We start from the raw sequence: 23,793 nt of genomic DNA, 5'->3' as shown, positions 1-23,793 counted from the left end.
AAGATGGCCGATCCGTCTGAAGTCACTCCAGCCGCCGCCGCCGCGGAATGGCCATTTCTGAAAGAGCTCATCAAGATCTGGCGCGCCCAGGACACCCACGGCGCCTGGGAGGGCAAAAAGGATCTTGAGCTGCTCGAACCCTACGTTCTCGACAAGCGCAAGCGCCGTGCGCTGCCGATCGTCGGCAATCCCGACCCGGACACGACATGGCGGCTGGAGCTGTTCTTCGACGCCGTTGCGCTCTCTATCGAGAAGGCAACCGGTGTGATGATCTCGCCAATGCTGAAGATGCATCACGAAGGGTTCGGTCGGATCGTGCTGATCGGCGGCCGGCTCGTTGTCGTGAGCAAGCAGCTGCGCGACGTGCATCGCTTTGGTTTCGACCATCTCTCTGATCTCGCCAATCAAGGCGACAAATTCGTCAACAGTGGCGTTGAGATGATCCGTAAGTTCCCGGAAGTGGCGAGTTGTTGAGGCAAGTGTGAGCGACATCGAAACTCTGAAAGCGGAAATAAAGAAGCTGTCGGCCAAGGCGACCCAGGCCAAGATGGACCTCCACGACCTCTCCGAGGAGCTGCCGGTCAACTGGTCGTCGATCCTGAGCGTGGCCCAGAAGGCCCACGCTGCCTTCAGCGAGCTCGAAAGCAAGCGCCAATATCTCGAGGCGCTGGACAAAACATAGCGGACGGTTAGCCATGTCATTCAGGACCCGCGACGGTCGCAATTGGAGGCCGGACTACCTGGTTTCTATCGATCCCAACAAGTGTATCGGCTGCGGCCGCTGCTACAAGATCTGCGGCCGTGAGGTCATGACGCTGAAGGGGCTAAGCGAGGGTGGCGAGATCATCGATCTCGACGAGGACGACGATGAGCTCGAAAAGAAGGTCATGGTGCTGAAGGACGAAGGCGCTTGCATCGGCTGCAGCGCCTGCGCCCGGGTGTGCCCAACAAACTGTCAGACCCACACACCACCTGGTTGATTCAGCTTTCTCCGACGAGATCGACGAGTGAGTTGTCAGATACAAGCTGGTAGGGAACTCCCAGATCCGACCTGTTCTGGCGTGAAGCCGGCAGTTGCCGAATCGGGCCGCGACCTCGCATGGACCGCCGGCGGCGAAGGCCAGCAGGATCGTGAAAACGACAATGCCGACACCTCGTTGAAAAGTGACTCGCCCTGCATCTCGACCTCGAGACTTTCAGGTGCCTTTACATTTTGAGCGTACCCATGACCGCCACCGCATCGGTTAGGCTGATGAGGCCGCCAAACACCAGCGCCAAAGACAGCGGCAGCGACTAACTAAGGAGACCAGCGGGCTGCCAGAATAGAAAGCCAAGGATAAACGTCGACGATCGTGGCGAAGGTGGCAAGCTCGATTCGGGGTACGGCGCGGCTTACCAACGTTGCGAGATCGACGTGGAGCGCTCCCCCGAAGAGCAAGAACCTAACAGTCCCGGTCATCACGACGGACGTGAAGTCGATCTGGAGCACTGTCTTTGTTAGCGCTTCGAGCAGATGCGTGGCGACGAAGGCAGAGATCCCGCGTTTGCCTGACGCTTCTGGCTCGATTGCAAGGTTCGCGATAGTGATGACGAAACAGTGGATCAGCATACCGTAAGCCCTGTGCAAAAAAGCGGGCTTCGTGCCCCAAACCTTCATTGGGAACGCGTGTGCGCGGATCTCATTATGGCCTGCCTGCAACAGCAGTCCACTTGCGAGAGGCCGCATATATTCCAGCAACTGGAATCGTCATTCAGGAGAACTGATAAAGAAGGTGTCGCCAGTCTGGCGTCTGGCGACTATCCGACACTGTTCTGTCGCCTTTGTTGGTCCGCGACACTGGCCTAGTTCGCGAGCTCTTGTCTGGCCTCAGGCTAATCCGCTGAAAGCAATCACAATCTTTTCCTTCTGCTGGGTCGGCCAGATTGGCACGAGTTTTGAAGCTCCTTCGTTGCGAGCCGGGAGCCGCCGACCGACCTTCATTTCGTGGATGACACCGCCATCGATGGAACGAAGAAAGAAAAGCAAAATGTCAAATCCGCATCAGACAGCATTCTATGGGAAGGGGGCCTCGGCGAAATCGCCCCGATGTTCTCAGCAGTTTGCCCGAGCGCCTGGCGCGCGCCGGTCGGATCAGCCAGCCAACAGATAAGGAAGATGGACGTGCAAGAAACCACGGCAGCATGCCGGGACGCCTTCGCCGAACTGGCGTCGCCAGCGCGCACCCACGACCCATATCCGTTTATGCGGTGGCTGCGCGAGCACGATCCGGTGCATCGCGCGGCGTCGGGCCTCTTTCTATTGAGCCGCCACGCCGATATTTACTGGACGCTCAAGGCCACGGGCGATGCGTTTCGGGCACCAGCGCCGGGCGAACTGGCGCGCTATTTTCCGCGTGCGGCGACCAGCCGGTCACTCAATCTGCTGGCGTCTACAATAGCGATGAAGGACCCACCGGCGCATACGCGTCTGCGCAGGCTGATCTCGCGCGATTTCACCATGCGCCAGATCGAGAACCTGCGGCCGAGCATCGCGCGCAACGTCGCAGCGCGCCTGGACGGCATGGCGCCCGCGCTGGAGCGCGGGGAGCCGGTGGACCTGCATCGGGAATTCGCGCTGGCCTTGCCCATGCTGGTCTTGGCCGAACTGTTCGGCATGCCCCAGGACGACATGTTCGGGCTCGCCGCCGTCATCGACCCCATTCTGAAAGGCCTGGGCCCGCACGCCAGCGACCCCCAGCTCGCCGCGGCGGACGCGGCCAGCGCCAGGGTGCAGGCCTACTTCGGGGACCTCATACAGCGTAAGCGCACCGATCCCCGCCACGACATCGTGTCGATGCTGGTCGGCGCACACGACGACGATGCCGACACGCTGTCGGATGCGGAGTTGATCAGCATGCTTTGGGGCATGCTGCTGGGCGGCTTCTCAACCACTGCTGCGACCATCGACCATGCGGTGTTGGCGATGCTGGCCTATCCCGAACAGCGGCACTGGCTTCAGGGAGACGCCGTGGGGGTGCAGGCATTCGTCGAAGAAGTCCTGCGCCGCGATTCGCCCGTCATGTTCAGCACCACTATGCGTATCGCCCAGCGCGACATCGAATTGGGCGGCGTGGTGATCCCGAAGAACGCGGACGTGCGCGTGCTGATCGCGGCCGGCAATCGCGACCCGGACGCCTTCGCCGATCCCGATCGCTTTGATCCCGCGCGGTTCTACGGCACCAGTCCCGGCATGTCGACGGACGGAAAGATCATGCTGAGCTTCGGCCACGGCATCCGCTTCTGCGTCGGTGCGCAACTGGCCAGGGTGCAGTTGGCAGAGAGCCTGCCGCGGATCCAGGCGCGCTTCCCCACGCTGGCATTGGCCGAGCCGCCGACCCGGGAGCCCTCCGAGTTCCTTAGGACGTTCCGCGCGCTGCCGGTGCGGCTGCGTGGGCAGGGGGGCTGAGATGCGCGTCGTGGTCGACCAGGATCTGTGCGCAACCACCGGGCAGTGCGTGCTGACGCTGCCGGGCGCCTTTCGCCAGCGCGAACCGGACGGCGTGGCCGAAGTGTGCGTGGCGACGGTCCCGCAGGCGCTGCACGCCGCCGTGCGGCTCGCGGCCAGCCAATGCCCAGTCGCCGCCATTCGGGTCATCGAAAGCGACGTTGGCGATGACGAGCGCGCCAGCGCCGACCCTGCGCCTTCTCCGGGGGAGGCCGAGCTGCATGCCGCGAAAGAACAACGCAATCCAGGAGGACACGATGGCGCGGTTTGAAGGCAAGGTGGCCGTGGTGACCGGCGCTGGCGCCGGCATCGGCAAGGCAGCGCCCTCGCCATCACGCGCGAGGGCGGCAGAGTGGTGGTGGCCCACATTGATGGCTCGGCGGGCATCGCCTGCACCGCGCAGATCGCGGCCGAAGCGGGCCACGCGGCTGGCCGTGGCCATGGACATCGCGGACGCGCAGTCGGTGGCAGCGCTGCTCGAAACGGCGGAGCGGCACTTCGGTGGGGTTGACCTGCTGGTGAACAACGCGAGCGACATGCATCTGACCCCGCGCCACTGCGCGATCCTCGACCTGGACCTGGCCCTCTCGGATGAGACCATGGCGACCAATCTGCGCGGCACGCTGCTCTGCTGCCCGCAGGCCATATCGCTCGCGGCGGTGGCGCGATCGTCAACATGGGGTCGTGGCAGGGGCTCAGCGCTGACCCCGCGCAGACGTCCTACGGCGCGTCGAAGGCGGCGATGAAAATGCTGTGGGCCTCGCTCGCCACCCAGTACCGTCATGCGCAGATCCGCTGGAACGCGATTGCGCCGGGTCTCGTCATGACCGAGCGTCTCCTCGCCAAGCTGGACGAGTGCATGCAACAGCATCTGCGGCGGCACCAGCTCCTGCCGCGCGTCGGCTGCGCCGAGGGACGTGGCCGCGCTGGTGGCATTCCTGCTCTACGACGATGCTGCGTTCATCGCCGGCCAGGTCGTGTGCATCTACGGCGGCATGCTGGCGCATGTGCCGACGTACGCCGAGCGTGGCAACAGCCGCGCCGCGCGGCCTGCCGGCACACCGCCGAAGCGGCCGCGGCGCCGCGCTGCTGACGGACATGCTGCTCAACCCGCTGGACCGTCGTCACCGGCTGCGGCACGACATCCCGGTCGTGCCCGGCGCTTTCCCCCTGGTGGGGCATCTTCCCGCCATCGTCTGCGACCTGCCGCGCCTGCTGCGGCGCGCGGAAGGGATGCTGGGCAGCCACTTCTGGCTGGATTTCGGCCCTGCCGGACACATGATGACCTGCGTGGATCCGGATGCGTTCGCACTGCTCCGGCACAAGGACGTGTCCTCGGCGCTGATCGAAGAGATCGCGCCCGAATTGCTTGGCGGAACGTTGGTTACCCAGGACGGCGGCGCGCACCGGCAGGCGCGCGATGCGATCAAGGCGGCGTTCCTGCCCAAGGGGCTGACCCAGGCCGGCATCGGCGACCTGTTCGTGCCCGTCATCCGAGCGCGGGTGCAGGCGTGGCGCGACCGCGGCGACGTAACTATCCTGCGCGAAACCGGCGACCTGATGCTCAAGCTGATCTTCAGCCTCTTGGGAATCCCCGCGCAGGACCTGCCGGAATGGCATCGCAAGTACCGGCAACTGGTGCAGTTGATCGTCGCGCCCCCGGTCGACCTGCCCGGACTGCCCTTGCGGCGCGGCCGCGCCGCCCGCGACTGGATCGACGCGCAGTTGCGCCAATTCGTCCGCGACGTGCGCGCGCATGCCGCGCGCACCGGGTTGATCAACGACCTGGTGAGCGCCTTCGATCGCAGCGATGATGGGATGTCCGATGACGTCCTGGTCGCCAATATCCGCTTGCTGCTGCTTGCCGGTCACGACACCACTGCCTCGACGATGGCCTGGATGGTGATCGAGCTGGCGCGGCAGCCTGTGCTGTGGGACGCCCTGGTCGAGGAGGCGCAACGCGTGGGCGCGGTGCCGACCCGGCACGCGGACCTGGCGCAGTGTCCGGTCGCCGAGGCGCTGTTCCGCGAGACGCTGCGCGTGCATCCGACGGCCACGCTCCTGCCGCGTCGCGCGCTGCAGGAATTGCAACTCGGCCAACGGCGCATTCCCGCGGGCACCCATCTGTGCATCCCGCTGCTCCATTTCTCGACCTCGGCGTTGCTGCACGAGGCGCCTGATCAGTTCCGCCCGGCGCGGTGGCTGCAACGCACGGAGCCGATCCAGCCGCTGGACATGCTGCAGTTCGGTACCGGCCCACACGTCTGCATCGGCTACCACTTGGTATGGCTGGAACTGGTGCAGTTCTGCATTGCCTTGGCGCTGACCATGCACAAGGCCGGGGTGCGGCCGCGGTTGCTCAGCGGCGTCGAAAAAGGCCGGCGCTATTACCCAACCGCACATCCGTCCATGACAATCCGCATCGGCTTCTCATGAGCTGGCATCGCATCCCCGTGTGGCGAGGCAGCGGCGCCGGCGACGGGCGGCATTGCTGCACTGGGCGCGTGCGCTCGGTGCGACGCCGGCAACACCGCGGCGGCTCGGCGCTCGCCGTCGCCGTGTCAGGTACAAGGACATGAACAACATGCAGACCGGTTCTACGCTACACGACGACCGAACTGGCGTTTCCGCGCTCGGCGGATTGGGCGCGCAGGTGCGCGGCGCATCCGGCAGGCTGCTGCCGGAGATCTGGATGCAGGACGGCGCAAAGCGGGTCGAACAGGCGTTGGCGCGTCTTCTCTGCGCCGAAGACGATGGTGAGGCCGAGCTGATGGCGGCGATGCGCTACGCCACCTTGAATGGCGGGAAGCGCACCCGCGCCTTGCTCTGTCTGGCTGCCGGCGCACTGGCCGACACGCCGGCGCACATGCTCGACGACATCGGCGCCGCCATCGAGATGATGCATGCCTGTACCCTGGTCCACGATGACCTGCCCGCGATGGACGACGACGTGCTTCGCCGCGGCCTTCCGACCGTACACGTCAAGTTCGGCGAAGCCACTGCGATCCTGGTCGGCGATGCGCTGCAGGCGCACGCCTTCCTGACCCTGGCGAGGCTGGATGTGCCGGGCGACAACCGTATCGCGCTCGTGCGCGAACTGGCGCAGGCGGTGTCCGCCGAGGGTGCCGCAGGCGGGCAGGCCATGGATCTGTCGCTGGTCGGAAAGCACGTCGAGCTGGACAGGATCGTGGCGATGCACCGGATGAAGAGCGGAGCGCTAGTGCGCGCGTCCGTTCGCATGGGCGCGCTATGCACCATCGCCGAAGATGCCGTGCACGCTGCGCTGTACTGTGCGCTCGATCGCTACACGGCCTGTTTCGGCCTAGCATTGCAGGTGGTCGACGACATTCTCGACGCGACAGCTGATACCGCGACGCTGGGCAAGACCCCCGGCAAGGACGCGGCGGCGCAGAAGCCGACCTGCGCGTCGATCATGGGGCTGCAGGCAGCGCGCCAGTTCGCGCTGGATTTATTGCGCGACGCCGGAGAGGCCATCGCCCCACTGGGGCCGCGTGCGGAACGGTTGGCGCAGATGCTGCAGCGGGCCAACGCGTATCTGTTCAAGCACGCGCCATGCGCATGAACGCGCCCGTCTACGTGGAGTCGCACCTGTGCCGTTGCGATCGGCCGGCGGCAGCGGTGCATGCTGCACTGTGTCCGAGTCCGCGGCGCCAATCGCAGCGGTTGCCCAGCACGGCCCCGGCGCGCTGCGCGCAAGCCTATGCGGCGGATCGGCGCCAGCATCGGCGCGTTGCCGCATGCGCGGGGCCGCGACGGGCCCGCGGCGACGTGCGCGGTGTCTGCCCGGACCGTCTGCAGAAGGAACATCCCGAGTGAACGCGCTTTCCGAACAGATCCTTTCCGAATTGCGCCACCTGCTGAGCGAGATGAGCGACGGCGGCAGCGTCGGCCCGTCGGTCTATGACACGGCGCGAGCTCTACAGTTCCGCGGCAACGTCACCGGTCGGCAGGACGCATACGCATGGCTTATCGCGCAGCAACAGGCCGATGGCGGATGGGGAAGCGCGGACTTCCCGCTGTTCCGCCATGCGCCCACTTGGGCGGCGTTGCTGGCATTGCACGGTGATCCTCTTCCCGGCGCTGCCGACGCAGTCCAGGCTGCAACCCGGTTCCTCGAGCGCGAGCCCGATCCCTACGCGCATACGGTGCCGGAAGACGCGCCCATCGCCGCGGAGCTGATCCTGCCGCAGTTGTGCGGCGAGGCCGCATCCTTACTGGGCGGCGTGGCGTTTCCGCGCCACCCGGCGCTGTTGCCGTTGCGGCAAGCGTGCCTGGTCAAGCTGGGGGCGGTAGCGACGTTGCCGAGCGGCCATCCGTTGCTGCACTCCTGGGAAGCCTGGGGAACCTCGCTGACCACCGCATGCCCGGATGACGACGGCAGCATCGGCATCAGTCCGGCGGCCACCGCCGCGTGTCGTGCGCACGCAGTGACACAGGGGAGCACGCCGCAGGTCGGGCGCGCCGACGCGTATCTGCTAGCGGCATCGCGGGCGACGCGCAGCGGCATCGAAGGTGTCGTTCCCAACGTCTGGCCGATCAATGTGTTCGAGCCATGCTGGTCGCTGTACACCCTGCATCTGGCCGGGCTGTTCGCGCATCCCGCGCTCGCCGAGGCGGTGCGCGTGATCGTCGCGCAGCTCGACGCGCGCCTGGGCGTGCGCGGTCTGGGCCCGGCCTTGCACTTCGCGGCCGATGCGGACGACACCGCCGTTGCGCTGTGCGTCCTGCGCCTTGCAGGCCGCGACCCGGCGGTCGATGTGTTACGCCATTTCGAACTCGGCGAGCTGTTCGTCACCTTCCCCGGCGAGCGCAATGCCTCGGTGTCGACCAACATCCATGCTCTGCATGCGTTGCGACTGTTGGGAAAGCCCGCCGCCGGGACCAGTGCCTACGTCGAGGCCAATCGCAACCCGCATGGTGTATGGGACAACGAAAAATGGCACGTTTCGTGGCTGTATCCCACCGCGCATGCGGTCGCTGCGCTGGCGCAAGGCAAGCCCCAGTGGCGCGACGAGCGCGCGCTGGCGGCGCTGCTGCAGGCGCAGCGCGACGACGGCGGCTGGGGCGCCGGTCGCGCGTCCACATTCGAGGAAACCGCCTATGCGCTGTTCGCGTTGTACGCAATGGACCGGAGCGAAGAGCCGACAGGGCGCCGGCGCATCGCGCAGGCGGTGGCGCGTGCGCGCGAGTGGATGCTCGCCCGCCATGCGGCGCATGCATTGCCGCAGACGCCGCTGTGGATCGGCAAGGAACTGTATTGCCCCACCCGGGTCGTGCGCGTGGCCGAACTCGCCGGGTTGTGGCTGGCGCTTGGTTGGGGGCGGCGCGTCCCGGCCGAGGGAGCAGGAGCGGCGCCATGATCCAGACCGAACGCGCGCTGCAGCAGGTGCTGGAGTGGGGGCGTTCCCTGACCGGGTTCGCCGACGAGCATGCCGTGGAAGCGGTCAGGGGCGGCCAGTACATCCTGCAGCGCATCCAGCCGAGCCTGCGCGACACCAGCGCCCGCACCGGCCGCGATCCGCACGACGAAACGCTGATCGTGGCGTTCTATCGCGAACTGGCGCTGCTGTTCTGGCTCGACGATTGCAACGACCTTGGCCTGATCGCGCCGGAGCAGCTCGCTGCCGTGGAGCAGGCGCTGGGGCAGGGCGTGCCGTGCGCGCTGCCTGGATTCGAGGGCTGCGCTGTGCTGCGCGCTTCGCTGGCCGCGCTCGCCTACGATCGTCGCGACTATGTTCAGCTTCTTGACGATACCCGGTGCTACTGCGCGGCGCTGCGCGGCGGACACGCGCAGGCGGTAGGGGCGGAACGCTGGTCCTACGCCGAGTACCTGCACAACGGCATCGATTCGATCGCCTACACGAACGTGTTCTGTTGCCTGTCGTTGCTGTGGGGGCTGGACATGGCGACCTTGCGCGCGCGTCCGGAGTTTCGCGAGGTCCTGCGGCTCATCTGCGCGATAGGGCGCCTGCACAACGATCTGCATGGACGCGACAAGGACAGGTCGGCCGGCGAGGCCGACAACGCGGCGATCCTGCTGCTGCAGCGCTATCCGGCTATGCCTGCGGTGGAGTTCCTCAACGACGAGCTGGCCGGCCATACGCGCATGCTGCACCGGGTGATGGCGGAAGAACGCTTTCCCGCGCCGTGGGGACCGTTGATCGAGGCCATGGCGGCCATCCGCGCGCAGTACTACCAGACCTCGAGCAGCCGCTACCGCAGCGACGCTGCGGGGGAGGCCAGCGTGCGCCGGCCTGAACGCGCGGGAGGCGGCGGCGTGCGCGCGCTGCCGTCGGTCCGATCCGACGCAACGCCGTCGCCCGACGCGACGGACGGAGCGAGCATGAGCGACACCGCCCTGAGCCGGCGCAAGGACGACCATCTGGACATCGTGCTGGATCGACGAACGGCGCCGGCCACGGTCGCCGCCGGCTGGGAGTACGTCCGTTTCGAACACTGCGCATTGCCCGAGTTGGACCTGACGCAGATCGACCTGCGCGCCTCGCTGCTGGGCAAGACCATGCGTGCCCCGCTGCTGATCAGCTCCATGACCGGCGGCATGTCACGCGCCGAGGCCATCAACCGGCATCTGAGCGAGGCAGCGCAAGCCTTGGGGATTGCCATGTGCGTCGGTTCGCAGCGCGTGAGCCTGCAATCCCGCAACTCCCAGGGGCTGACGCGCGCGCTGCGCCGCCTAGCCCCAGACATTCCCTTGCTGGCCAATATCGGCGCCGCGCAACTGCGCGAGGCCGACGGCCTGGACCTGGCGCGCCGCGCGGTGGATGCGCTGGAGGCCGATGGACTCATCGTCCATCTCAATCCGCTGCAGGAAGCGGTACAGCCGGAGGGCGACCGCGACTGGCGCGCCGTCCTGGCGCAGATCGCTCGCGCCGCGCGCAGCGTGGGCGTGCCGATCGTGGCCAAGGAAGTGGGGTCGGGCCTGTCCGCCTCGGTGGCCTGTGCGCTCGTCGAGGCGGGCGTGGCGGTGATCGATGTCGCCGGCGCCGGCGGCACCAGTTGGGCCGCGGTGGAGGGCGAGCGCGCCCGCGATGCCGCCGACCGCACAGTGGCAATGGCGTTCGCTGATTGGGGAATTCCGACCCCAGCCAGCCTGCAGGCGGTACGTGAGGCGCTGCCAACGGTGAAGCTGATCGCGTCGGGCGGGATCCGCGACGGCGTCGACGTGGCCAAGGCCATTCGCCTGGGCGCGGACATCGCCGGGCAGGCGGCCGGCGTGCTGCGCGCGGCTACGGTATCCACCGAGGCGGTTGTCGCGCATTTCGAGATCGTCATCCGCCAGTTGGCCGTCGCCTGCTTCTGCACCGGCTCGGCTGATCTGGCGGCGTTGCGTCACGCGCGCTTGTTGCCATCGGCGCATCTGCCCGCCGGTTGATGGCGGCGTCGCCCGGACTTGCGGCGGGCGCCTAGTCTTACTCAGCTAGAAAGTCGCGGATGCGGGGGATTCGCGGTGCTGGCGGATTTGCTCGGGTGCTGCTTCGTGATCAGGGAGGCGCCCCGCCATGCCCGACTGGACAGCCGAGAGTGAAGCCGCGTCCGGCGCCTATGTCGATGCTTTGATCGGGGTGATCGGCCACGCCGAACGAGCTGAGCCTCTGACGGGGCCGGAACTAGGTGCGCCGGGAGACCGGCAAGGAGTAGATGGTGCAGGTCCATTGCAATGAAGGAGTAGCGATCGACCCCGAGTCATGGGCGATCCGTCGTGAGGAGACCGGTAATTTCTGTGGTGTCAAACAAGGGTTGTTAGGCTCTAGCAGTCCCGTTAGCATCGTTTTGAGACAAAGCGATGGCGGTGGAATGATCGAGGGCCGGAACGAATTTGACGACACATGCCGGAAGGAGGTCCGCATAGACAAGAGCTGAGAGAGCCTGTTCGACTCGACATCTGCTTGTCGATAACCGATAGCTAGAAGATCATGGCAGCGCTGCAGAGCGCGGTCGTGAATCATGAGGCGGAGACATATGCCCTTCTCGCCGGTTTTGCCCGGACTGCCATACACTCCGACCGGTCACCGACTACACGACACGCCGGATCCGAACCGTCTGCGGCACCATTGAGGTTCGCAATCCCCGATGGATGCTGTGCCGGGAATGCCATCCAGGGCCGATCGAACGACACCGGAGCTGATGGAACTGATGGCGCGGCTAGGAAGCATGCTGCCCTACCGGCAGGCGCCAAAGGTGCTGGCCGATTCCTGCCCACTGAACCGACTGAGACGCATGCGATCGTGCGCAAGGTACGATCAGGATCGGCAAGCGGCTCGACGACCAGGTCATGCAGGAAACTGGCGTGCGAGGTCCCAAACGGATGACCGATGGCACCTTGAGATGCAGCTTCCCGGAGCTCGGCGCAAAGAGTTCGTCATCAGCATCGATGCGGCGTACGTTCGTAGCGCTGATCAACATTCGGCGCGAATTTTCGAGCTCGTCGCGGCCAGATGCGCCCGCGGGGGACGGGGAGAAAGGGGCGGTCGCTATTTCTTAACCGGCAGCACCGACCATCAGGCAATCCGCGATCGTGCTCTTCGCCCGCTCTAGGAAGTCGGATATGGCGGCTTTGGGGATGTGACGGTGATCTCGGACGGGGCCGAAATCTTAAAGCGGCTGCCCCGCGCCATGCCGAAACCAACGACCCACATCATCGACTGGTTTCATATTGCCAAGGAGATCCAGCCCATACAGCAGATCGCCGATCGCATCGGGCCCTTTTGAGTGCTTCCAGCCATCGGCAGGGACGTCAGAACTGTGAAGTGGCGTCGTGGCATGGGCGGGTCGGCCGCGCGATCCGCGACCTGGAGCAACTTCCCAGGACAGATTCAGTTGCGGCATGCTGCATAGCTTCGCTTCGTTCTCACAACATTGAAGACGTGCGGCCAAGTCTGCTCAGCTATCGCTTGGCCTGGCTCGACCAACCGGCACCCCGCTGTCGCATTTTACGGCTCTGCGGAATTGCATGTACGAGGCAAACCGCTTGACACTGGCTCCCTGGGTTCTCTGGAACGATGCAAACGTGCGCGTTACTTAGTCCCCCTCGGTCTCCATCATTCATGGGCGCAGCTCGCCGATAATTTCGGCTGGCGAGCATCGAACGCGCGACATCTCTGCGCTACGCAGGCTGGCAAAGGCCTGGAGCACAGCGCCAAAGCCGAACCATACATCGGCGATCCGCCCTCTGAAATGTGACCGCGACCATCATCCGATCAGCATTGGATTGTCCGGATCCCCATGGATGCAGTCAGGCGGACGGTCGTGGCCAGCCGGCCCTCAGTGCAGTTGACGACAGTGCTCTTGGCCGACACACGAGTAGCAGAGTGCCGTGTGATCTCCCGAAAGGGAGGCCGGTAGTCCATCACCAGGGTTTTGTCAGAGCCAGTCCCGGTGAAGCGGGCGCAGTGACTCTCTCCGCGGCATAGTCGTCGAGCTGGCGAGAGAGAGAGGTCTGCCTCAGACGGGGCGGTTTTCGCGTCTGTTTTTCACCGGCTCCATTTTGGCCAGTCCGTACTCGTATGAAACTTCCGTGTATGATCCACCGATGTCCTTGGCCGCGTCGAGCAGGTAGTCGAGCCTACCGGCCGTACCGAGCTTCTTGATGTCATTCTTGTCGACGCCGGCGAGGTCCATCATCTCCTTCCACACAGTTGATTCGTCGCAAGGCAGAATGCGGAAGGTGATGTCGCCTATCTTGGTGCGGTACTTCGCGAGCAGATCAATGTTGTTGCAGAAAATGAAATAGCTGCCTTTGGGGCTCAGCCTGCCATCCAGAACCTTTGCGGCCTGAGGTAGATACGCGAACGAATGCAGATATCCGGCAAGGACTGGGATGGTCGGTTCGCCTTCCTGCGCGATTGCAAGAACTTGTTCAATGGAATAGTCCGGCGGTCGTTTTTCGTCGGCGAGCTGGGCTTGGAACTTCAGCGCGATGTCGCCCCGAAATCCAAATCGCCCCGGCTTCGTTGTCTCGGTCTTAAGCACCGCATTCAGCAACCGCCCCTCCTTGTCCAACTGGCCAAGAGCGGTGTTGTCGATGGACGTCATGGAAGGCTCCTCATCAATCTGTCGTGTACATGCATCGCCAATGCGGCGTGTCCGCTGACCTTATGCAAGTTGTTTGCCGTGCGCCCATGTCTGCAGCGACGCACACGGTAAGCGGCGGATTGGCGCAATGTGCAGGGATAATACGTGCTGGCACCATCACGAGGTCTCGGCCGGATAAGGGCGGGACGCCCGAAAGCCGCCTGTCGCAAACCAGACAGGTCGCAAATCGAATGGTCGCCGCCTTCAAAACCAATGGATTTCAGCTGCATCTCGATTGGCATGGGATTTGCGAATTGTGCCTCCGACAGATACTGAGAGCGAGCCAGAAATGATCAGCCTAACGGACAGCGCCATCAACGCACTGAAGGCCGCAATCTCCTCGACGGCCCAGCCTGCAAGCGGTTTGCGGGTCATGGTCGAAGGCGGCGGTTGCCAAGGGTTCACGTACAAAATGGGTCTTGCTCATGAGCCGGTCTCCGATGAGCCCGTGTTTGAGCAAGACGGGATCAAAGTCTTCGTCGACAAGGCGAGCCGGGCGCATCTCAACGGCACCACGATCGATTTCGTGGTGTCGCTCGAAGGATCAGGGTTCCGCTTCGATAACCCAAATGCCAAATCGAGCTGCTCCTGCGGCAAATCGTTCAGCTGAGCCGCCTTCGGACCATTCGCAATGGAAGGAGCATCGAACATGGGCCTGAAGGCTGAACGAACGAATCAGTCTTCGAGTGCAGAGGCTTCCGATCGCGCGCGGATTGTCCGTGCCGTGCTCGATGAGATTCGGCCAAGCCTCAGGCGTGATCGTGGGGATTGTGAGCTCGTCGGAATCGAAGGCAACAAGATCATGGTCAGGCTCACCGGCGCCTGCATGTTATGCAAGCTTGCGGGAACGACGCTCGAGGCCATTCAGGCGCGCCTGATCGAGCGGCTCGGCGAGTTCGTCCGCCTGATCCCGCTCCCCGCAGCTGCCAAAGAGGGGCCTTAAGTGCAGAGCGGACAGTCCATGCAGCCGATCTACCTGGATAACAACGCGACGACCCGTGCACATCCATCGGTAGTCGCGTCAATGCTGCCGTTCTTCTCTGGGCAATTCGGCAATGCGTCGTCCGGGCATGCATTCGGCATTGAGGTTGCGCCCGCATTGAAACAAGCGCGCCGGAAGCTGCAGGCTCTCGTTGGCGCGGCATTCGATCACGAGATCGTCTTCACCTCGGGCGCGACTGAATCCGACAACACCGCGATCCTGTCCGCGCTCGCCGTGCAGGAGGGACGCGACGAGATCGTCACTACGGCCGTTGAGCATCCAGCCGTGCTGTCCCTTGCCGAGGAGCTGGGCCGACGCGGAATCAAGACCCATGTCATTCCGGTCGATGCAAGCGGCCGATTGAACATCGAGGCTTATCGCAACGCATTGTCGAGGCGGACGTCAATCGCCTCGGTCATGTGGGCCAATAATGAGACCGGTACGATCTTTCCGGTGAAATCCCTGGCCAAGATGGCGCGCTCAGTCGGCGCGCTCTTTCACACCGATGCGGTCCAGGCGGTCGGGCGGATTCCGATTGACCTGAAGACTACGGACGTCGACATGCTGTCGCTCTCCGGCCATAAGCTCCATGGTCCGAAGGGGATCGGCGCGCTGTATGTGCGCAAGGACACCAGGTTCCGACCGCTGATCTTCGGCGGCGCACAGGAGCGGCATCGCCGCGCTGGCACCCAAAACGTTCCGGGCATTATTGGGCTGGGCAAGGCGGCGGAACTCGCTGCGGCACACCTCATACAAGAGCAGACGCAGATTGGCATGCTTCGCGACCGGCTGGAGCAAGGCATACTCGCTCTCGGCTGTTGCATCGTGCTTGGTGATATCAAGAACCGCTTGCCAAATACGTCCAACATCGCATTCGAGCATCTCGAAGCAGAGGCCATCGTCGACCACCTGAACCGCAACGGAATTGCCGCCTCGCTCGGTTCAGCCTGCGCGTCCGGTTCGATGGAGCCGTCCCATGTCCTGCGCGCGATGAGAGTACCACCGGCCTTTTTGCGCGGTGCGGTTCGCTTCTCGCTGTCGCGCGAGACGGCGCCGGGTGAGATCGATCGTGTCCTGCAAGTCCTGGCGGACATCAATGCCAAACAGAGAGCCTTGTGGCGTGCGTGTCAGGAGCGCGCGGGCGAGAGCTCACAAGTTGCGGAGCTCCTATGAAGGTCATGATTCGCCGTTCGCCCGAGACGGGGCTTTCGATTTATGTGCCCAAGAAGGATCTTGAGGAGTCGATTGTCGAATGTGAGCACGAGACGCTGTGGGGTGGTTGGATTAGAATCGCGAACGGGTGGGTGCTCGACCTACCCGCGATGGCGAGTGACACCATCCTTCCAATTACGATCAATGCCAGGAAGCGCGACGGCGAAGCAACCGAATGATGAATGCTGCGACTCCACAGAACCTCGCCAAACCAGCGGATGCGGAAGCTGTTCTTGGCGTAGCGGTCCGGCCTTTGCGAGGAAGGCCACATCAATCCCTGGCTTTGGCTTGGCGTGGTCGAAGGTTCCAGCCGAACCTGCCGATGACTCCGGAAGCGGTCGAACCGTCCTTGGGACCCAAGATGGCGCCGACGCATGGTGTCAAACGCAATACTCGGCCTAGGCCTGCACTGTTGGGCCAGCGAGATGGCGTTGCCGGGGAGGCCTCGCGAGGGCCCATTGTGCTACATCGCCAGCCCGGTCGTTACATTCCGCACATCTTCACAGCGTCAGGCCAATCGCTGCAACTCCGCAAGATGCAGTTTCGAGAGGATTGGATCTCGCACCGGGCCAAGTCGTAGCTCGCAAATCGTGATGCAACGGTCGCGATGCAAATCCTTGAATCAGTCGAATTGCGCGAAGACTAAGGTTGTAAATGACGCATCGTCATACAAGGAGCGTCGACGACTCGCGAACTGGAAGGCCAACGCCCTCCGCTCCTGACGATGATCCCTATCTGTGGTTGGAACAAATAGAAGGCGCGCGGGCGCTGAACTTCGTCGAGCGGCAGAATAGCAGAACCCTGGAGGTGTTTGGCGGACCCGCAGCCGAACGAGACAGAGATGCGCTGACAGCGATTTACGACCGACCTGACAATATCCCCTATGTCAGCCGGCGCGGCGAGTATCTCTACAATCTCTGGAGGGACGCCAATAATCCACGCGGCCTCTGGCGGCGAACCACTCTGGAAGAGTATCGCAGGCTGAAGCCATCATGGGACATCCTGCTCGACCTCGATCAACTTGCGGTCAGCGAAGGCAAAGACTGGCTTCTGAACGCTACGGCCGCACCGCCTGGAAATCACTCGCGATGGATCTTGAGTCTATCGCGCGGCGGAAGCGATGCCGTCACCTTGCGTGAATTCGACTCAGACACGAAGCTCTTCATCCACGACGGCTTTGTCTTGCCGGAAGCCAAAGGCAGCGGCGTATGGCTCGATTTTGATACGCTGGTCTTGTTAAGCTCCCATGGTGACGGCATGGCCGCGACCACGGGCTATGCGCGCACGGTGAGGCTGTGGCGGCGTGGTACGCATGTTGACAACGCGGAAGTGATCTTTGAGACCAAGGCCGCTCATGTGTCAGTCGGTTGCAGTGTTGACGACACTGTCGTGCCGCCCAGGATCTGGTTCCTCGATGCGACAGACGTCTCCAATTGCGTGGTCTGGCTGGGCGATGAAACGGGAGCCAAGACGAGGCTCGATTTGCCAAGTAACATCTGGATGCGGTCGCATCGCAACTGGCTTGCCCTGAAGCCGCGCGAATCCTGGTCTGTGGCAGGGCACACCTATGCCGCGGATACGGTGCTCGTCATCGCGCTGCCGGCATTCCTGGCGGGCAGCCGCCAGTTCGAGATTCTCTTCGAGCCGGGCCCGCGCCGTGCGCTGCAGAGCTTCTTTTGGAGTGCGGGCAAGCTTGTGCTTTGTATTCTCGACGAACTCCGCCCAGTCTTCGAGATCTGCACGCCATCCGATCATCGCTGGAACGGCGAGCAATTGGGCGGGCTTCCTGATCTTGGCGTCGTTGACATCTGGTCTCTCGATCGCAATCCGTCCGAGAGCAATGGCGACTTGCTGGCTCACGTCGAGGATCCGCTCACCCCGCCGTCTCTCATCCTGCTGGAGCGGGGCGTGGGCAGTCCCGCCGTGCTGAAGCAGGCGCCGAAGACGTTTGCCGCGGAGCACTGCGTGGTCACGCGGCACGAGGCCATCTCGATCGACGGCGAGCGAATTCCCTACCTACAGACCGGGCCGGTCAGACAGACCGGCAACGCGCCGGTCCATCTGAGCGGATATGGCGGGTTTGGAATCTCCGTGAAACCTTATTACAATTCCGCGCTCGGTAAGCTTTGGCTTGACTGCGGCGGCACCACGGTTCAGGCAAATTTGCGCGGCGGCGGTGAGTTCGGCACGCGCTGGCACGACGCCGGCCGGCTGGCCGGCAAGAGATTGTCGCATGACGATTTCGCAGCCGTCGCCGCCGATCTCGTTAAGCGCGGCGTGACACAGGCCAAGCGGATCGGGGCCGAGAGTGGATCGAACGGCGGCATCCTCATTACCAACATGCTAACGCGATATCCTGGGCTCTTTGGCGCACTGTTCTGCACCGTCCCGCTGATCGACCTGCGCCGCTACACCAAACTGCTCGCCGGGGCGAACTGGCTCGCCGAATATGGCGATCCCGACAACCCTGAGGAGTGGGAGTGGCTGAAGACCTATTCTGCCTATCATGCCGCAAGACCCGGGCAGTCCTATCCACCGATCCTGATGGCCACCAGGCGGCGGGACGATCGCGTCCATCCCGGACATGCGCGCAAAATGGCAGCGAAGCTGCAGGCGATGGGCTATGAGGCTTATTTATACGAGCATGCCGCCGGCGGCCACGGCTATGGCAAGGACAACAGGGAGCAGGCCGGCTTGTTGGTGCTGGGCCTGCGTTTCCTGAAGAGCAGGATCGGCTGGCTGGATACCGAGGACGTCAGCGACGTAGTGTAGTTGTTGGACGGCAGTTCGTGCGATGTCGACCGAGGCGGCTGCAGCTTTACGAATCTGAGGTGTCCACACCCGCACCACCTACTCGAGATGCCTACCAACGTTTGGACGCACGGTCCAATCCGTGGCCGTGGGGACCCTGGGCACCAGGCGTTTTCTCTTCACCTGCCCGACAATGCGTCCGGAGTGTCAGGAAGGGGCCCGCGTGATCTTCACGACATAGGTCGGTAACGGGTTTCTTGTCTGCATCTAGGAAGCATCGCCGGTTCAAGTTGTCCTTCAAAGCGTCCGGAACGTCTTTTGCGGATTGTGCTTTGCATACGCGTCACATTTCGGCGACAAGATCAACTTTCAACGACACCAGCCGCCATGCTCTTTGCCCAAGGGCATAGATGAACCAGCGTACCGCCCTCGTAATAGCGCTGCCGGGCGCTCTTGTGATCGCAATTCTGTCAGCTTTCGAACATGAGTTGATAAAACGGACATTCGAACAGACGGTGCCTAACTGCTTGACGCGAAACACAAAATACGTTTGTGGCAGGTATGGCACGCCAGTTGCTCTTGGCTTTTCAGAAACGACTCTGGGGATGCTTGCTGGAAGGATTCGGCTTGCGAAGAGAATTGGAAAAATGAGTACTTCAGCGCAACACCAGGTAGCCTGCGGCGGCGGCGAGATCAGCGAGACCATGCAAGTCATGGCTAAGCACAACAGCTGCGGTACGGTCGGTGGGAGCGGCAAGGCCAGGTGCCGATCTCAGGCCGGCATCGGCAATGTGCCAAATGAGGTCTGGGAAAAGGTGAAGAACCATCCCTGCTACAGCGAGGAGGCGCACCATCATTATGCCCGGATGCATGTCGCCGTCGCACCCGCCTGCAATATCCAGTGCAATTACTGCAATCGTAAATACGATTGCGCAAACGAATCGCGCCCCGGCATTGTCAGCGAGAAGTTAACGCCGGAGCAGGCCGCCAAGAAGGTGCTGGCGGTCGCTTCCGCCATCCCTCAGATGAGCGTGGTCGGCGTTGCTGGCCCTGGCGACCCCCTGGCGAATCCGGACAAGACATTCAAGACCTTCGAGCTCGTCAATAAACTCGCGCCAGATATCAAGCTGTGCCTCTCGACCAACGGTCTGGCGCTAGCTGATCATGTCGACACGATTGCAAGACTTAAGGTCGATCACGTGACGATCACGATCAACATGATCGATCCCGATATTGGCGCAAAAATCTATCCCTGGATCTTTTACCGCCACAAGCGCTACACCGGCATTGAAGCTGCAAGCATCCTCAGCAATCGGCAGCTCCAGGGCCTGGAGATGCTCACCGCGCGCGGCATCCTGTGCAAAGTCAACTCGGTGATGATTCCCGGGATTAACGATCAGCATCTGGTTGAGGTTAACAAGGCCGTGAAGTCGCGCGGCGCCTTCCTGCATAACGTGATGCCGCTGATTTCGTCACCCGAGCACGGCACCGTGTTCGGTCTCAGCGGGCAACGCGGCCCGACCGCACAGGAAGTGACAGCATTGCAGGATAGCTGCGAAAGCGAGATGAACATGATGCGTCACTGTCGCCAGTGCCGCGCCGACGCCGTCGGACTGCTCGGGGAGGACCGCGGCGCCGAGTTCACCATGGAAAAGATCATGGCCATGGACATCAAATATGATGAACAGGCCCGAAAGGAGTATCAGGCCAAAGTCGAGAAGGCGCGCATTGCAAAGCTTGCGGCCAAGCAGGAGCAGCTTGCTGGGCTTGCCAGCGCGTCCAGCGAAATCAAGGTGCTGGTGGCGGTTGCAACCAAGGGCTCGGGATTGATCAACCAGCACTTCGGTCATGCCAAGGAGTTCCAGATCTACGAGCTCTCAACTTCGGGCGCAAAATTCGTTGGCCATCGTCCTATTCATTCCTATTGCCAGGGCGGCGATGGCGAGGACAGCAAGCTCGAAATCGCCATCGATGCCATTAACGACTGCCATGCCGTGCTCGTGTCAAAAATCGGCGGCTGCCCGAAGGCCGAATTGATCAAGGCCGGAATCGAACCGGTCGATCAGTACGCCTGGGAGTTCATTGATGGCTCGGCGATCGCCTGGTTCAAACTCTATCTCCATAAAGTCAATGAGGGGAAGATCAAGCACATTGAGCGGGTCGATCCGGCGGCCCGCCGCAATGCGCTGATTTCCGCCGCCTGAGGATGGGTTCAGACAATGCCGTTCAAGATCATCGCCTCGCAATGCACGGGCTGTTCGGCGTGCGAAACGCAGTGCCCGAACTTCGCTATTTCCGAGCGAGCCGGCGTTTTCCTGATCGATCCTGAGAAATGCACCGAGTGCGCCGCCTACTTTGATGAGCCCCAATGCGTGGCGGTTTGCCCGGTTGACAATACATGCGTGCTTGATACGGCGCTGCCGCGTCACCAGGCTGCTTGAGGGCCACGATGGATGTCACTACGACACTCGTTCAGAAACTCGGGCGGATGATGCTCCGCCTTCACGAGGCGCCGGCCACGACTTTCCCCTTCTCAGACCGGGTGGACGGCTCTCCCTGGTCGCTAACCTTTTCGCCAGTTGTCGACCCATATTCTGGCAACGCGCACGTGGGCGGGAGCGCTCGAGCTATTCCTGTCGACCCGAAGGCCGCTGTCTTGGGCGTCAAGGATCAATTTCGCCGATGGACCCACAAAGGGCTGACCCGTCTTCCACGATATCAATCCAGTCACGTGCGGCCATCATTGAACAGGCGACATTCATGCCCGAGGCCTTCTTCAGTTGGTCATCCGAGAGAGGGCGTCCTCACCGAGCCGTGTCTTGGTCGCACGGTATCGAGCCGGCTAAGCATCATCACAGGGCGACAGGGCTATCCTATCACCTCGATGAAGGTGCAGAAATACACCTGCGCCACGGCAGGGCGTTCGGACCCGATCACGTGATGCGGAAACGAATTTCCTGCCACCGGTGCGGTCGGCGCCACCAAGTTGGAATTCGGCTGCCATGAGAGCACCTCGTGCGGGTCTTCCTGTTCCCGCTCAACGCCTATTGCCGACTTGCAGGTGCGTCTCGGGCAACCCGGCGAAGGACGGCAACTGTCGGAGGCTGCTGGTGCTTTGTCCCGCGGACCATGCTAGCGCCAAGGTATTGTTCGGCACGCTCGAGCGTATGGGCGGGACCGTGAGTGATGACGTCCACAATGCCCTCGGTTGCCGGGGTAATCAGGTCGACTCTGTCAGCTGTGCGCTTCCCGCGCTGAAGCACGCGGCTCGCGGCCGGCTCAAGCACGCCCGGCTCGATCACAGACGCGCGTGCCGCGTCGATGGCTTCTTCAACATCAACCATGGGCTCACGGATAGTTATCTCGAGCATCTGGATTTTAGGCTGCGGGCATTGATGTTGCTGCACCGGGATCCCGACAGGCTCATGCAATCCGTGACCCCAAGCGCCGCCGTGCGGGAATGGAGGGGGTCCATCGAGCATCATGATAGGGCGGTTCGTAAGCCCGGGCGCTCGCGAGGCGCGGTACAGTTGAACCATGGAGCGGGGACGGCAGCATGAGCAACATCGCCCGTGATAGTGACATCGTCGAGCTGACGGACGCCCCCTTCTTTGATTATGGTGACAACGTGCGGGCCAACCGCACCATCCGCAACGACGGCACCTATGTGGGCAAGGAGATCGGTGAGGTTCTGGTCAAGAAAGGAGAGCTTGGCTATGTCGTCTCGATCGGCACGTTCCTGCAACAATTTTATATTTATGGAGTCGAATTCCTCGGCTCCGGCAATCGCGTCGGCATGAAATGCAAGGAGCTCGATCTAGTCACGCCAAGCCACGAAGGCGAGGAGCCGTTGTTGCCAGGAGCGGCACCCCGATGATCGAACCCAGATCGCCAAAATACCGGTCAGGCCAACGTGTCAAGGCGGCGATCGATCTGCTCAACGACGGTTCCTTTCCCGGCGCGTCGGCGGAAGAGTGTCTGGTCAGCGTCGGGTATATTGGTCAGATCGTCCAGGTCGGTCGCCATACGGAAGCGAACCTACCCATTTATATGGTCGACTTCGGCAAGCAGTTGGTGGTTGGCTGCCTCGAGGCAGAAATCTCTGCAGTCTAGGATATCGCGCAATGAACGCAGCAATCATCAGACGACATCATTCTGGATTGCCTGCGCATCCCAACGAGCTCGACCGGTGGCGGATCGTGCGCGCGCTGAAGAAGCGCGAGCACTACCGATATGTCTCGCCAAAGGTGACAGCGGTTGCTGGCGGCTATCTGGTCGAGAGCCCGTGCTGCTCAGGCAATATCAATGCGGAGGGCGGCCTCGGTCGAGGTCGCGCTGCTGCACCACGATAGGACTGGGGCGGCATGGCAGCTGCTCCGCAAAGATCACCGCACGGGCGTTTGGGAGTGGCATTCAACCCATCAACGGCTTGGCCTGGCAACAGCGGTTCTGAACGCCGACCCTGAACGTTTGTTCTGGCAATAGATTGTGGAGATGGTGCTCGAAGGCGTCTTGACGGACATCGAGTAGACGCTCGCCGCTATTCATACAGCCTCTGAGCCCTGCCTGACGCTCCGGCAGAAAGCTCCACATCTTGCCTGGATTTGTTGCGAGGCGTCCGAGATGACGCAGAATCCGTTCCGCCGGGTTGGAAGTTCGACCTGCATCTACTCGACAGTGAAGGTCACTGTTACAGATCACGAATGATCCGCAGCGCGCCGGCATTGTGCTGGCCAAGCGCTCTGGCAAGGCGATCAAGCAATCGCCTGCCGGTGCCAAGCTCACACAGGACGGCTAGGCCCGCGGGTTGCTTGCCATGCCGTAGTGCCCGGCCCGGGAATATCACGATCAGGTCGCTCGCTCGTCCATCGGGTCCATAAGACGGGGACAGGCGATGGTCTCCCAGAACTGTTCGCTGAGGACGGAATCGCCTGGGAACGTCAACGTGGCTTATTAAACCAAGGATACTGCGGTAGATGAAGTTTGGATCAGCGAGCCGTGCTCGATCTGCTGACGAGGAATAACGCTCAGGCTTTGTAAGATGTGCCTTTGTGAGTACTCGCCCTTAGGTCCACCGCCGTGCACTCGCCGTGAAGGCCGGTTGATGATGCGCGCGCAAGTGAGGCAGTGCGACTGTCCCGGCCCATCCGCTCTAGGGTCTGTTGGGATTCAGGATTCTCATCGGGGCTTGGTTGTGATTCAAGCTTGGGATGGACCGATTCGTTTTGACTGACGCCCAATGGGCGAAGAT

The 23,793-nt window shown here is 62.8% G+C and carries 21 protein-coding genes and 3 pseudogenes; 22 read left to right on the top strand and 2 right to left on the bottom strand.

Features of this window, described 5'->3' with window-relative positions; translation table 11 throughout:
* Positions 1-3 precede the first annotated feature (3 nt).
* From IVB27_RS20175 to fdxB, 3 genes are read left to right on the top strand one after another with little or no spacing between them, the layout of a single operon-like run.
* Positions 4-474 carry a NifX-associated nitrogen fixation protein gene (locus IVB27_RS20175; protein ID WP_018457677.1) on the top strand — a complete coding sequence of 157 codons (471 nt, stop codon included), beginning with the start codon at positions 4-6 and terminating at the stop codon, positions 472-474.
* Between the two features lie 7 nt (positions 475-481).
* A complete protein-coding gene (locus tag IVB27_RS20170; protein ID WP_018457678.1) occupies positions 482-682 on the top strand; it encodes a CCE_0567 family metalloprotein in 201 nt (66 codons plus the stop codon).
* A gap of 13 nt (positions 683-695) precedes the next feature.
* Positions 696-980 carry a ferredoxin III, nif-specific gene (fdxB, locus tag IVB27_RS20165; protein ID WP_018457679.1) on the top strand — a complete coding sequence of 95 codons (285 nt, stop codon included), beginning with the start codon at positions 696-698 and terminating at the stop codon, positions 978-980.
* Between the two features lie 317 nt (positions 981-1,297).
* Here fdxB and IVB27_RS20160 read toward each other — a convergent pair whose 3' ends face one another.
* Positions 1,298-1,738 (bottom strand): hypothetical protein, encoded by a 441-nt coding sequence (locus tag IVB27_RS20160; RefSeq protein ID WP_247347505.1) that lies wholly within the window; start codon positions 1,736-1,738, stop codon positions 1,298-1,300.
* Positions 1,739-2,155: 417 nt separating this feature from the next.
* Here IVB27_RS20160 and IVB27_RS20155 point away from each other — a divergent pair, with 417 nt between their 5' ends.
* The 9 genes and pseudogenes from IVB27_RS20155 to IVB27_RS20110 all read left to right on the top strand — a co-directional run bounded on the left by IVB27_RS20155 (position 2,156) and on the right by IVB27_RS20110 (position 12,235).
* Positions 2,156-3,445, top strand: coding sequence for a cytochrome P450 (locus tag IVB27_RS20155; RefSeq protein WP_247445051.1), 1,290 nt, complete (start codon positions 2,156-2,158; stop codon positions 3,443-3,445).
* A gap of 1 nt (position 3,446) precedes the next feature.
* Entirely contained in the window at positions 3,447-3,755 is a 309-nt protein-coding gene (locus IVB27_RS20150) for a ferredoxin (RefSeq protein WP_247347507.1), read from the top strand.
* Positions 3,652-4,577 (top strand): annotated as a pseudogene (locus tag IVB27_RS43300) (SDR family NAD(P)-dependent oxidoreductase). Before IVB27_RS20150 ends, IVB27_RS43300 begins: the two are co-directional and overlap by 104 nt.
* A gap of 5 nt (positions 4,578-4,582) precedes the next feature.
* A complete protein-coding gene (locus IVB27_RS20135; protein WP_247347509.1) occupies positions 4,583-5,920 on the top strand; it encodes a cytochrome P450 in 1,338 nt (445 codons plus the stop codon).
* A 148-nt stretch (positions 5,921-6,068) separates the two neighbouring features.
* On the top strand, positions 6,069-7,067 hold the full coding sequence (locus IVB27_RS20130) for a polyprenyl synthetase family protein (RefSeq protein WP_247347536.1): 999 nt from the start codon (positions 6,069-6,071) through the stop codon (positions 7,065-7,067).
* A gap of 250 nt (positions 7,068-7,317) precedes the next feature.
* A complete protein-coding gene (locus IVB27_RS20125) occupies positions 7,318-8,865 on the top strand; it encodes a hypothetical protein (RefSeq protein ID WP_247347512.1) in 1,548 nt (515 codons plus the stop codon).
* Positions 8,862-9,763 (top strand): annotated as a pseudogene (locus IVB27_RS20120) (terpene synthase family protein). Before IVB27_RS20125 ends, IVB27_RS20120 begins: the two are co-directional and overlap by 4 nt.
* An 85-nt stretch (positions 9,764-9,848) precedes the next feature.
* Complete coding sequence (gene fni, locus IVB27_RS20115) at positions 9,849-10,898, top strand: type 2 isopentenyl-diphosphate Delta-isomerase (RefSeq protein WP_247347513.1); 1,050 nt, start codon at positions 9,849-9,851, stop codon at positions 10,896-10,898.
* 1,196 nt (positions 10,899-12,094) lie between these two features.
* Positions 12,095-12,235, top strand: coding sequence for a hypothetical protein (locus IVB27_RS20110; protein WP_247445043.1), 141 nt, complete (start codon positions 12,095-12,097; stop codon positions 12,233-12,235).
* A gap of 732 nt (positions 12,236-12,967) precedes the next feature.
* On the opposite strand, the gene IVB27_RS20105 is transcribed toward IVB27_RS20110, so the two are convergent.
* Positions 12,968-13,558 (bottom strand): hypothetical protein, encoded by a 591-nt coding sequence (locus IVB27_RS20105; protein WP_247347515.1) that lies wholly within the window; start codon positions 13,556-13,558, stop codon positions 12,968-12,970.
* Between the two features lie 328 nt (positions 13,559-13,886).
* On the opposite strand from IVB27_RS20105, the gene IVB27_RS20100 reads away from it, so the two are divergent.
* From IVB27_RS20100 to IVB27_RS20055, 10 genes and pseudogenes are all read left to right on the top strand, one after another.
* Positions 13,887-14,207 (top strand): iron-sulfur cluster assembly accessory protein, encoded by a 321-nt coding sequence (locus IVB27_RS20100; RefSeq protein WP_018457691.1) that lies wholly within the window; start codon positions 13,887-13,889, stop codon positions 14,205-14,207.
* Between the two features lie 39 nt (positions 14,208-14,246).
* Positions 14,247-14,540 carry a NifU family protein gene (locus IVB27_RS20095; RefSeq protein WP_247347522.1) on the top strand — a complete coding sequence of 98 codons (294 nt, stop codon included), beginning with the start codon at positions 14,247-14,249 and terminating at the stop codon, positions 14,538-14,540.
* An 18-nt stretch (positions 14,541-14,558) separates the two neighbouring features.
* The gene (gene nifS, locus IVB27_RS20090; RefSeq protein WP_247347524.1) at positions 14,559-15,752 is read left to right on the top strand and encodes a cysteine desulfurase NifS; all 1,194 of its coding nucleotides are present in this window, start codon (positions 14,559-14,561) and stop codon (positions 15,750-15,752) included.
* Positions 15,749-15,970 carry a putative nitrogen fixation protein NifT gene (gene nifT, locus IVB27_RS20085; protein ID WP_247336471.1) on the top strand — a complete coding sequence of 74 codons (222 nt, stop codon included), beginning with the start codon at positions 15,749-15,751 and terminating at the stop codon, positions 15,968-15,970. Before nifS ends, nifT begins: the two co-directional genes overlap by 4 nt.
* Positions 15,971-16,445: 475 nt before the next feature.
* Positions 16,446-18,563: a prolyl oligopeptidase family serine peptidase gene (locus IVB27_RS20080; protein ID WP_247347526.1), complete on the top strand. Its 2,118-nt coding sequence runs from the start codon at positions 16,446-16,448 to the stop codon at positions 18,561-18,563.
* Between the two features lie 626 nt (positions 18,564-19,189).
* Positions 19,190-20,746: a nitrogenase cofactor biosynthesis protein NifB gene (gene nifB / locus IVB27_RS20075; protein ID WP_247299144.1), complete on the top strand. Its 1,557-nt coding sequence runs from the start codon at positions 19,190-19,192 to the stop codon at positions 20,744-20,746.
* 15 nt (positions 20,747-20,761) lie between these two features.
* Positions 20,762-20,983, top strand: coding sequence for a 4Fe-4S binding protein (locus tag IVB27_RS20070; RefSeq protein ID WP_247299039.1), 222 nt, complete (start codon positions 20,762-20,764; stop codon positions 20,981-20,983).
* Positions 20,984-22,098: 1,115 nt separating this feature from the next.
* Positions 22,099-22,419 (top strand): nitrogen fixation protein NifZ, encoded by a 321-nt coding sequence (locus tag IVB27_RS20065; protein ID WP_247347529.1) that lies wholly within the window; start codon positions 22,099-22,101, stop codon positions 22,417-22,419.
* Positions 22,416-22,655, top strand: a complete 240-nt coding sequence (locus IVB27_RS20060; protein ID WP_247347531.1) for a nitrogen fixation protein NifZ — start codon at positions 22,416-22,418, stop codon at positions 22,653-22,655. The genes IVB27_RS20065 and IVB27_RS20060 overlap by 4 nt, the downstream gene beginning before the upstream one ends.
* Positions 22,656-22,666: 11 nt before the next feature.
* Positions 22,667-23,027, top strand: a pseudogene (locus tag IVB27_RS20055) (DUF3024 domain-containing protein).
* Positions 23,028-23,793: the final 766 nt, after the last annotated feature.

The sequence above is a fragment of the Bradyrhizobium sp. 197 genome, from assembly GCF_023073375.1.
Lineage (GTDB): Bacteria > Pseudomonadota > Alphaproteobacteria > Rhizobiales > Xanthobacteraceae > Bradyrhizobium.
This window is presented reverse-complemented; position numbering and strand designations above follow the sequence as displayed.

Bases quoted from the DNA above. Each gene is read 5' to 3' on its own strand.
- IVB27_RS20175 (WP_018457677.1), top strand. From the start codon at position 4: ATGGCCGATCCGTCTGAAGTCACTCCAGCCGCCGCCGCCGCGGAATGG.
- fdxB (WP_018457679.1), top strand. From the start codon at position 696: ATGTCATTCAGGACCCGCGACGGTCGCAATTGGAGGCCGGACTACCTG.
- IVB27_RS20155 (WP_247445051.1), top strand. From the start codon at position 2,156: ATGGACGTGCAAGAAACCACGGCAGCATGCCGGGACGCCTTCGCCGAA.
- IVB27_RS20150 (WP_247347507.1), top strand. From the start codon at position 3,447: ATGCGCGTCGTGGTCGACCAGGATCTGTGCGCAACCACCGGGCAGTGC.
- IVB27_RS20135 (WP_247347509.1), top strand. From the start codon at position 4,583: ATGCTGCTCAACCCGCTGGACCGTCGTCACCGGCTGCGGCACGACATC.
- IVB27_RS20130 (WP_247347536.1), top strand. From the start codon at position 6,069: ATGCAGACCGGTTCTACGCTACACGACGACCGAACTGGCGTTTCCGCG.
- fni (WP_247347513.1), top strand. From the start codon at position 9,849: ATGAGCGACACCGCCCTGAGCCGGCGCAAGGACGACCATCTGGACATC.
- IVB27_RS20105 (WP_247347515.1), bottom strand. From the start codon at position 13,558: ATGACGTCCATCGACAACACCGCTCTTGGCCAGTTGGACAAGGAGGGG.
- IVB27_RS20100 (WP_018457691.1), top strand. From the start codon at position 13,887: ATGATCAGCCTAACGGACAGCGCCATCAACGCACTGAAGGCCGCAATC.
- IVB27_RS20095 (WP_247347522.1), top strand. From the start codon at position 14,247: ATGGGCCTGAAGGCTGAACGAACGAATCAGTCTTCGAGTGCAGAGGCT.
- nifS (WP_247347524.1), top strand. From the start codon at position 14,559: ATGCAGCCGATCTACCTGGATAACAACGCGACGACCCGTGCACATCCA.
- nifT (WP_247336471.1), top strand. From the start codon at position 15,749: ATGAAGGTCATGATTCGCCGTTCGCCCGAGACGGGGCTTTCGATTTAT.
- IVB27_RS20080 (WP_247347526.1), top strand. From the start codon at position 16,446: ATGACGCATCGTCATACAAGGAGCGTCGACGACTCGCGAACTGGAAGG.
- nifB (WP_247299144.1), top strand. From the start codon at position 19,190: ATGAGTACTTCAGCGCAACACCAGGTAGCCTGCGGCGGCGGCGAGATC.
- IVB27_RS20070 (WP_247299039.1), top strand. From the start codon at position 20,762: ATGCCGTTCAAGATCATCGCCTCGCAATGCACGGGCTGTTCGGCGTGC.
- IVB27_RS20065 (WP_247347529.1), top strand. From the start codon at position 22,099: ATGAGCAACATCGCCCGTGATAGTGACATCGTCGAGCTGACGGACGCC.
- IVB27_RS20060 (WP_247347531.1), top strand. From the start codon at position 22,416: ATGATCGAACCCAGATCGCCAAAATACCGGTCAGGCCAACGTGTCAAG.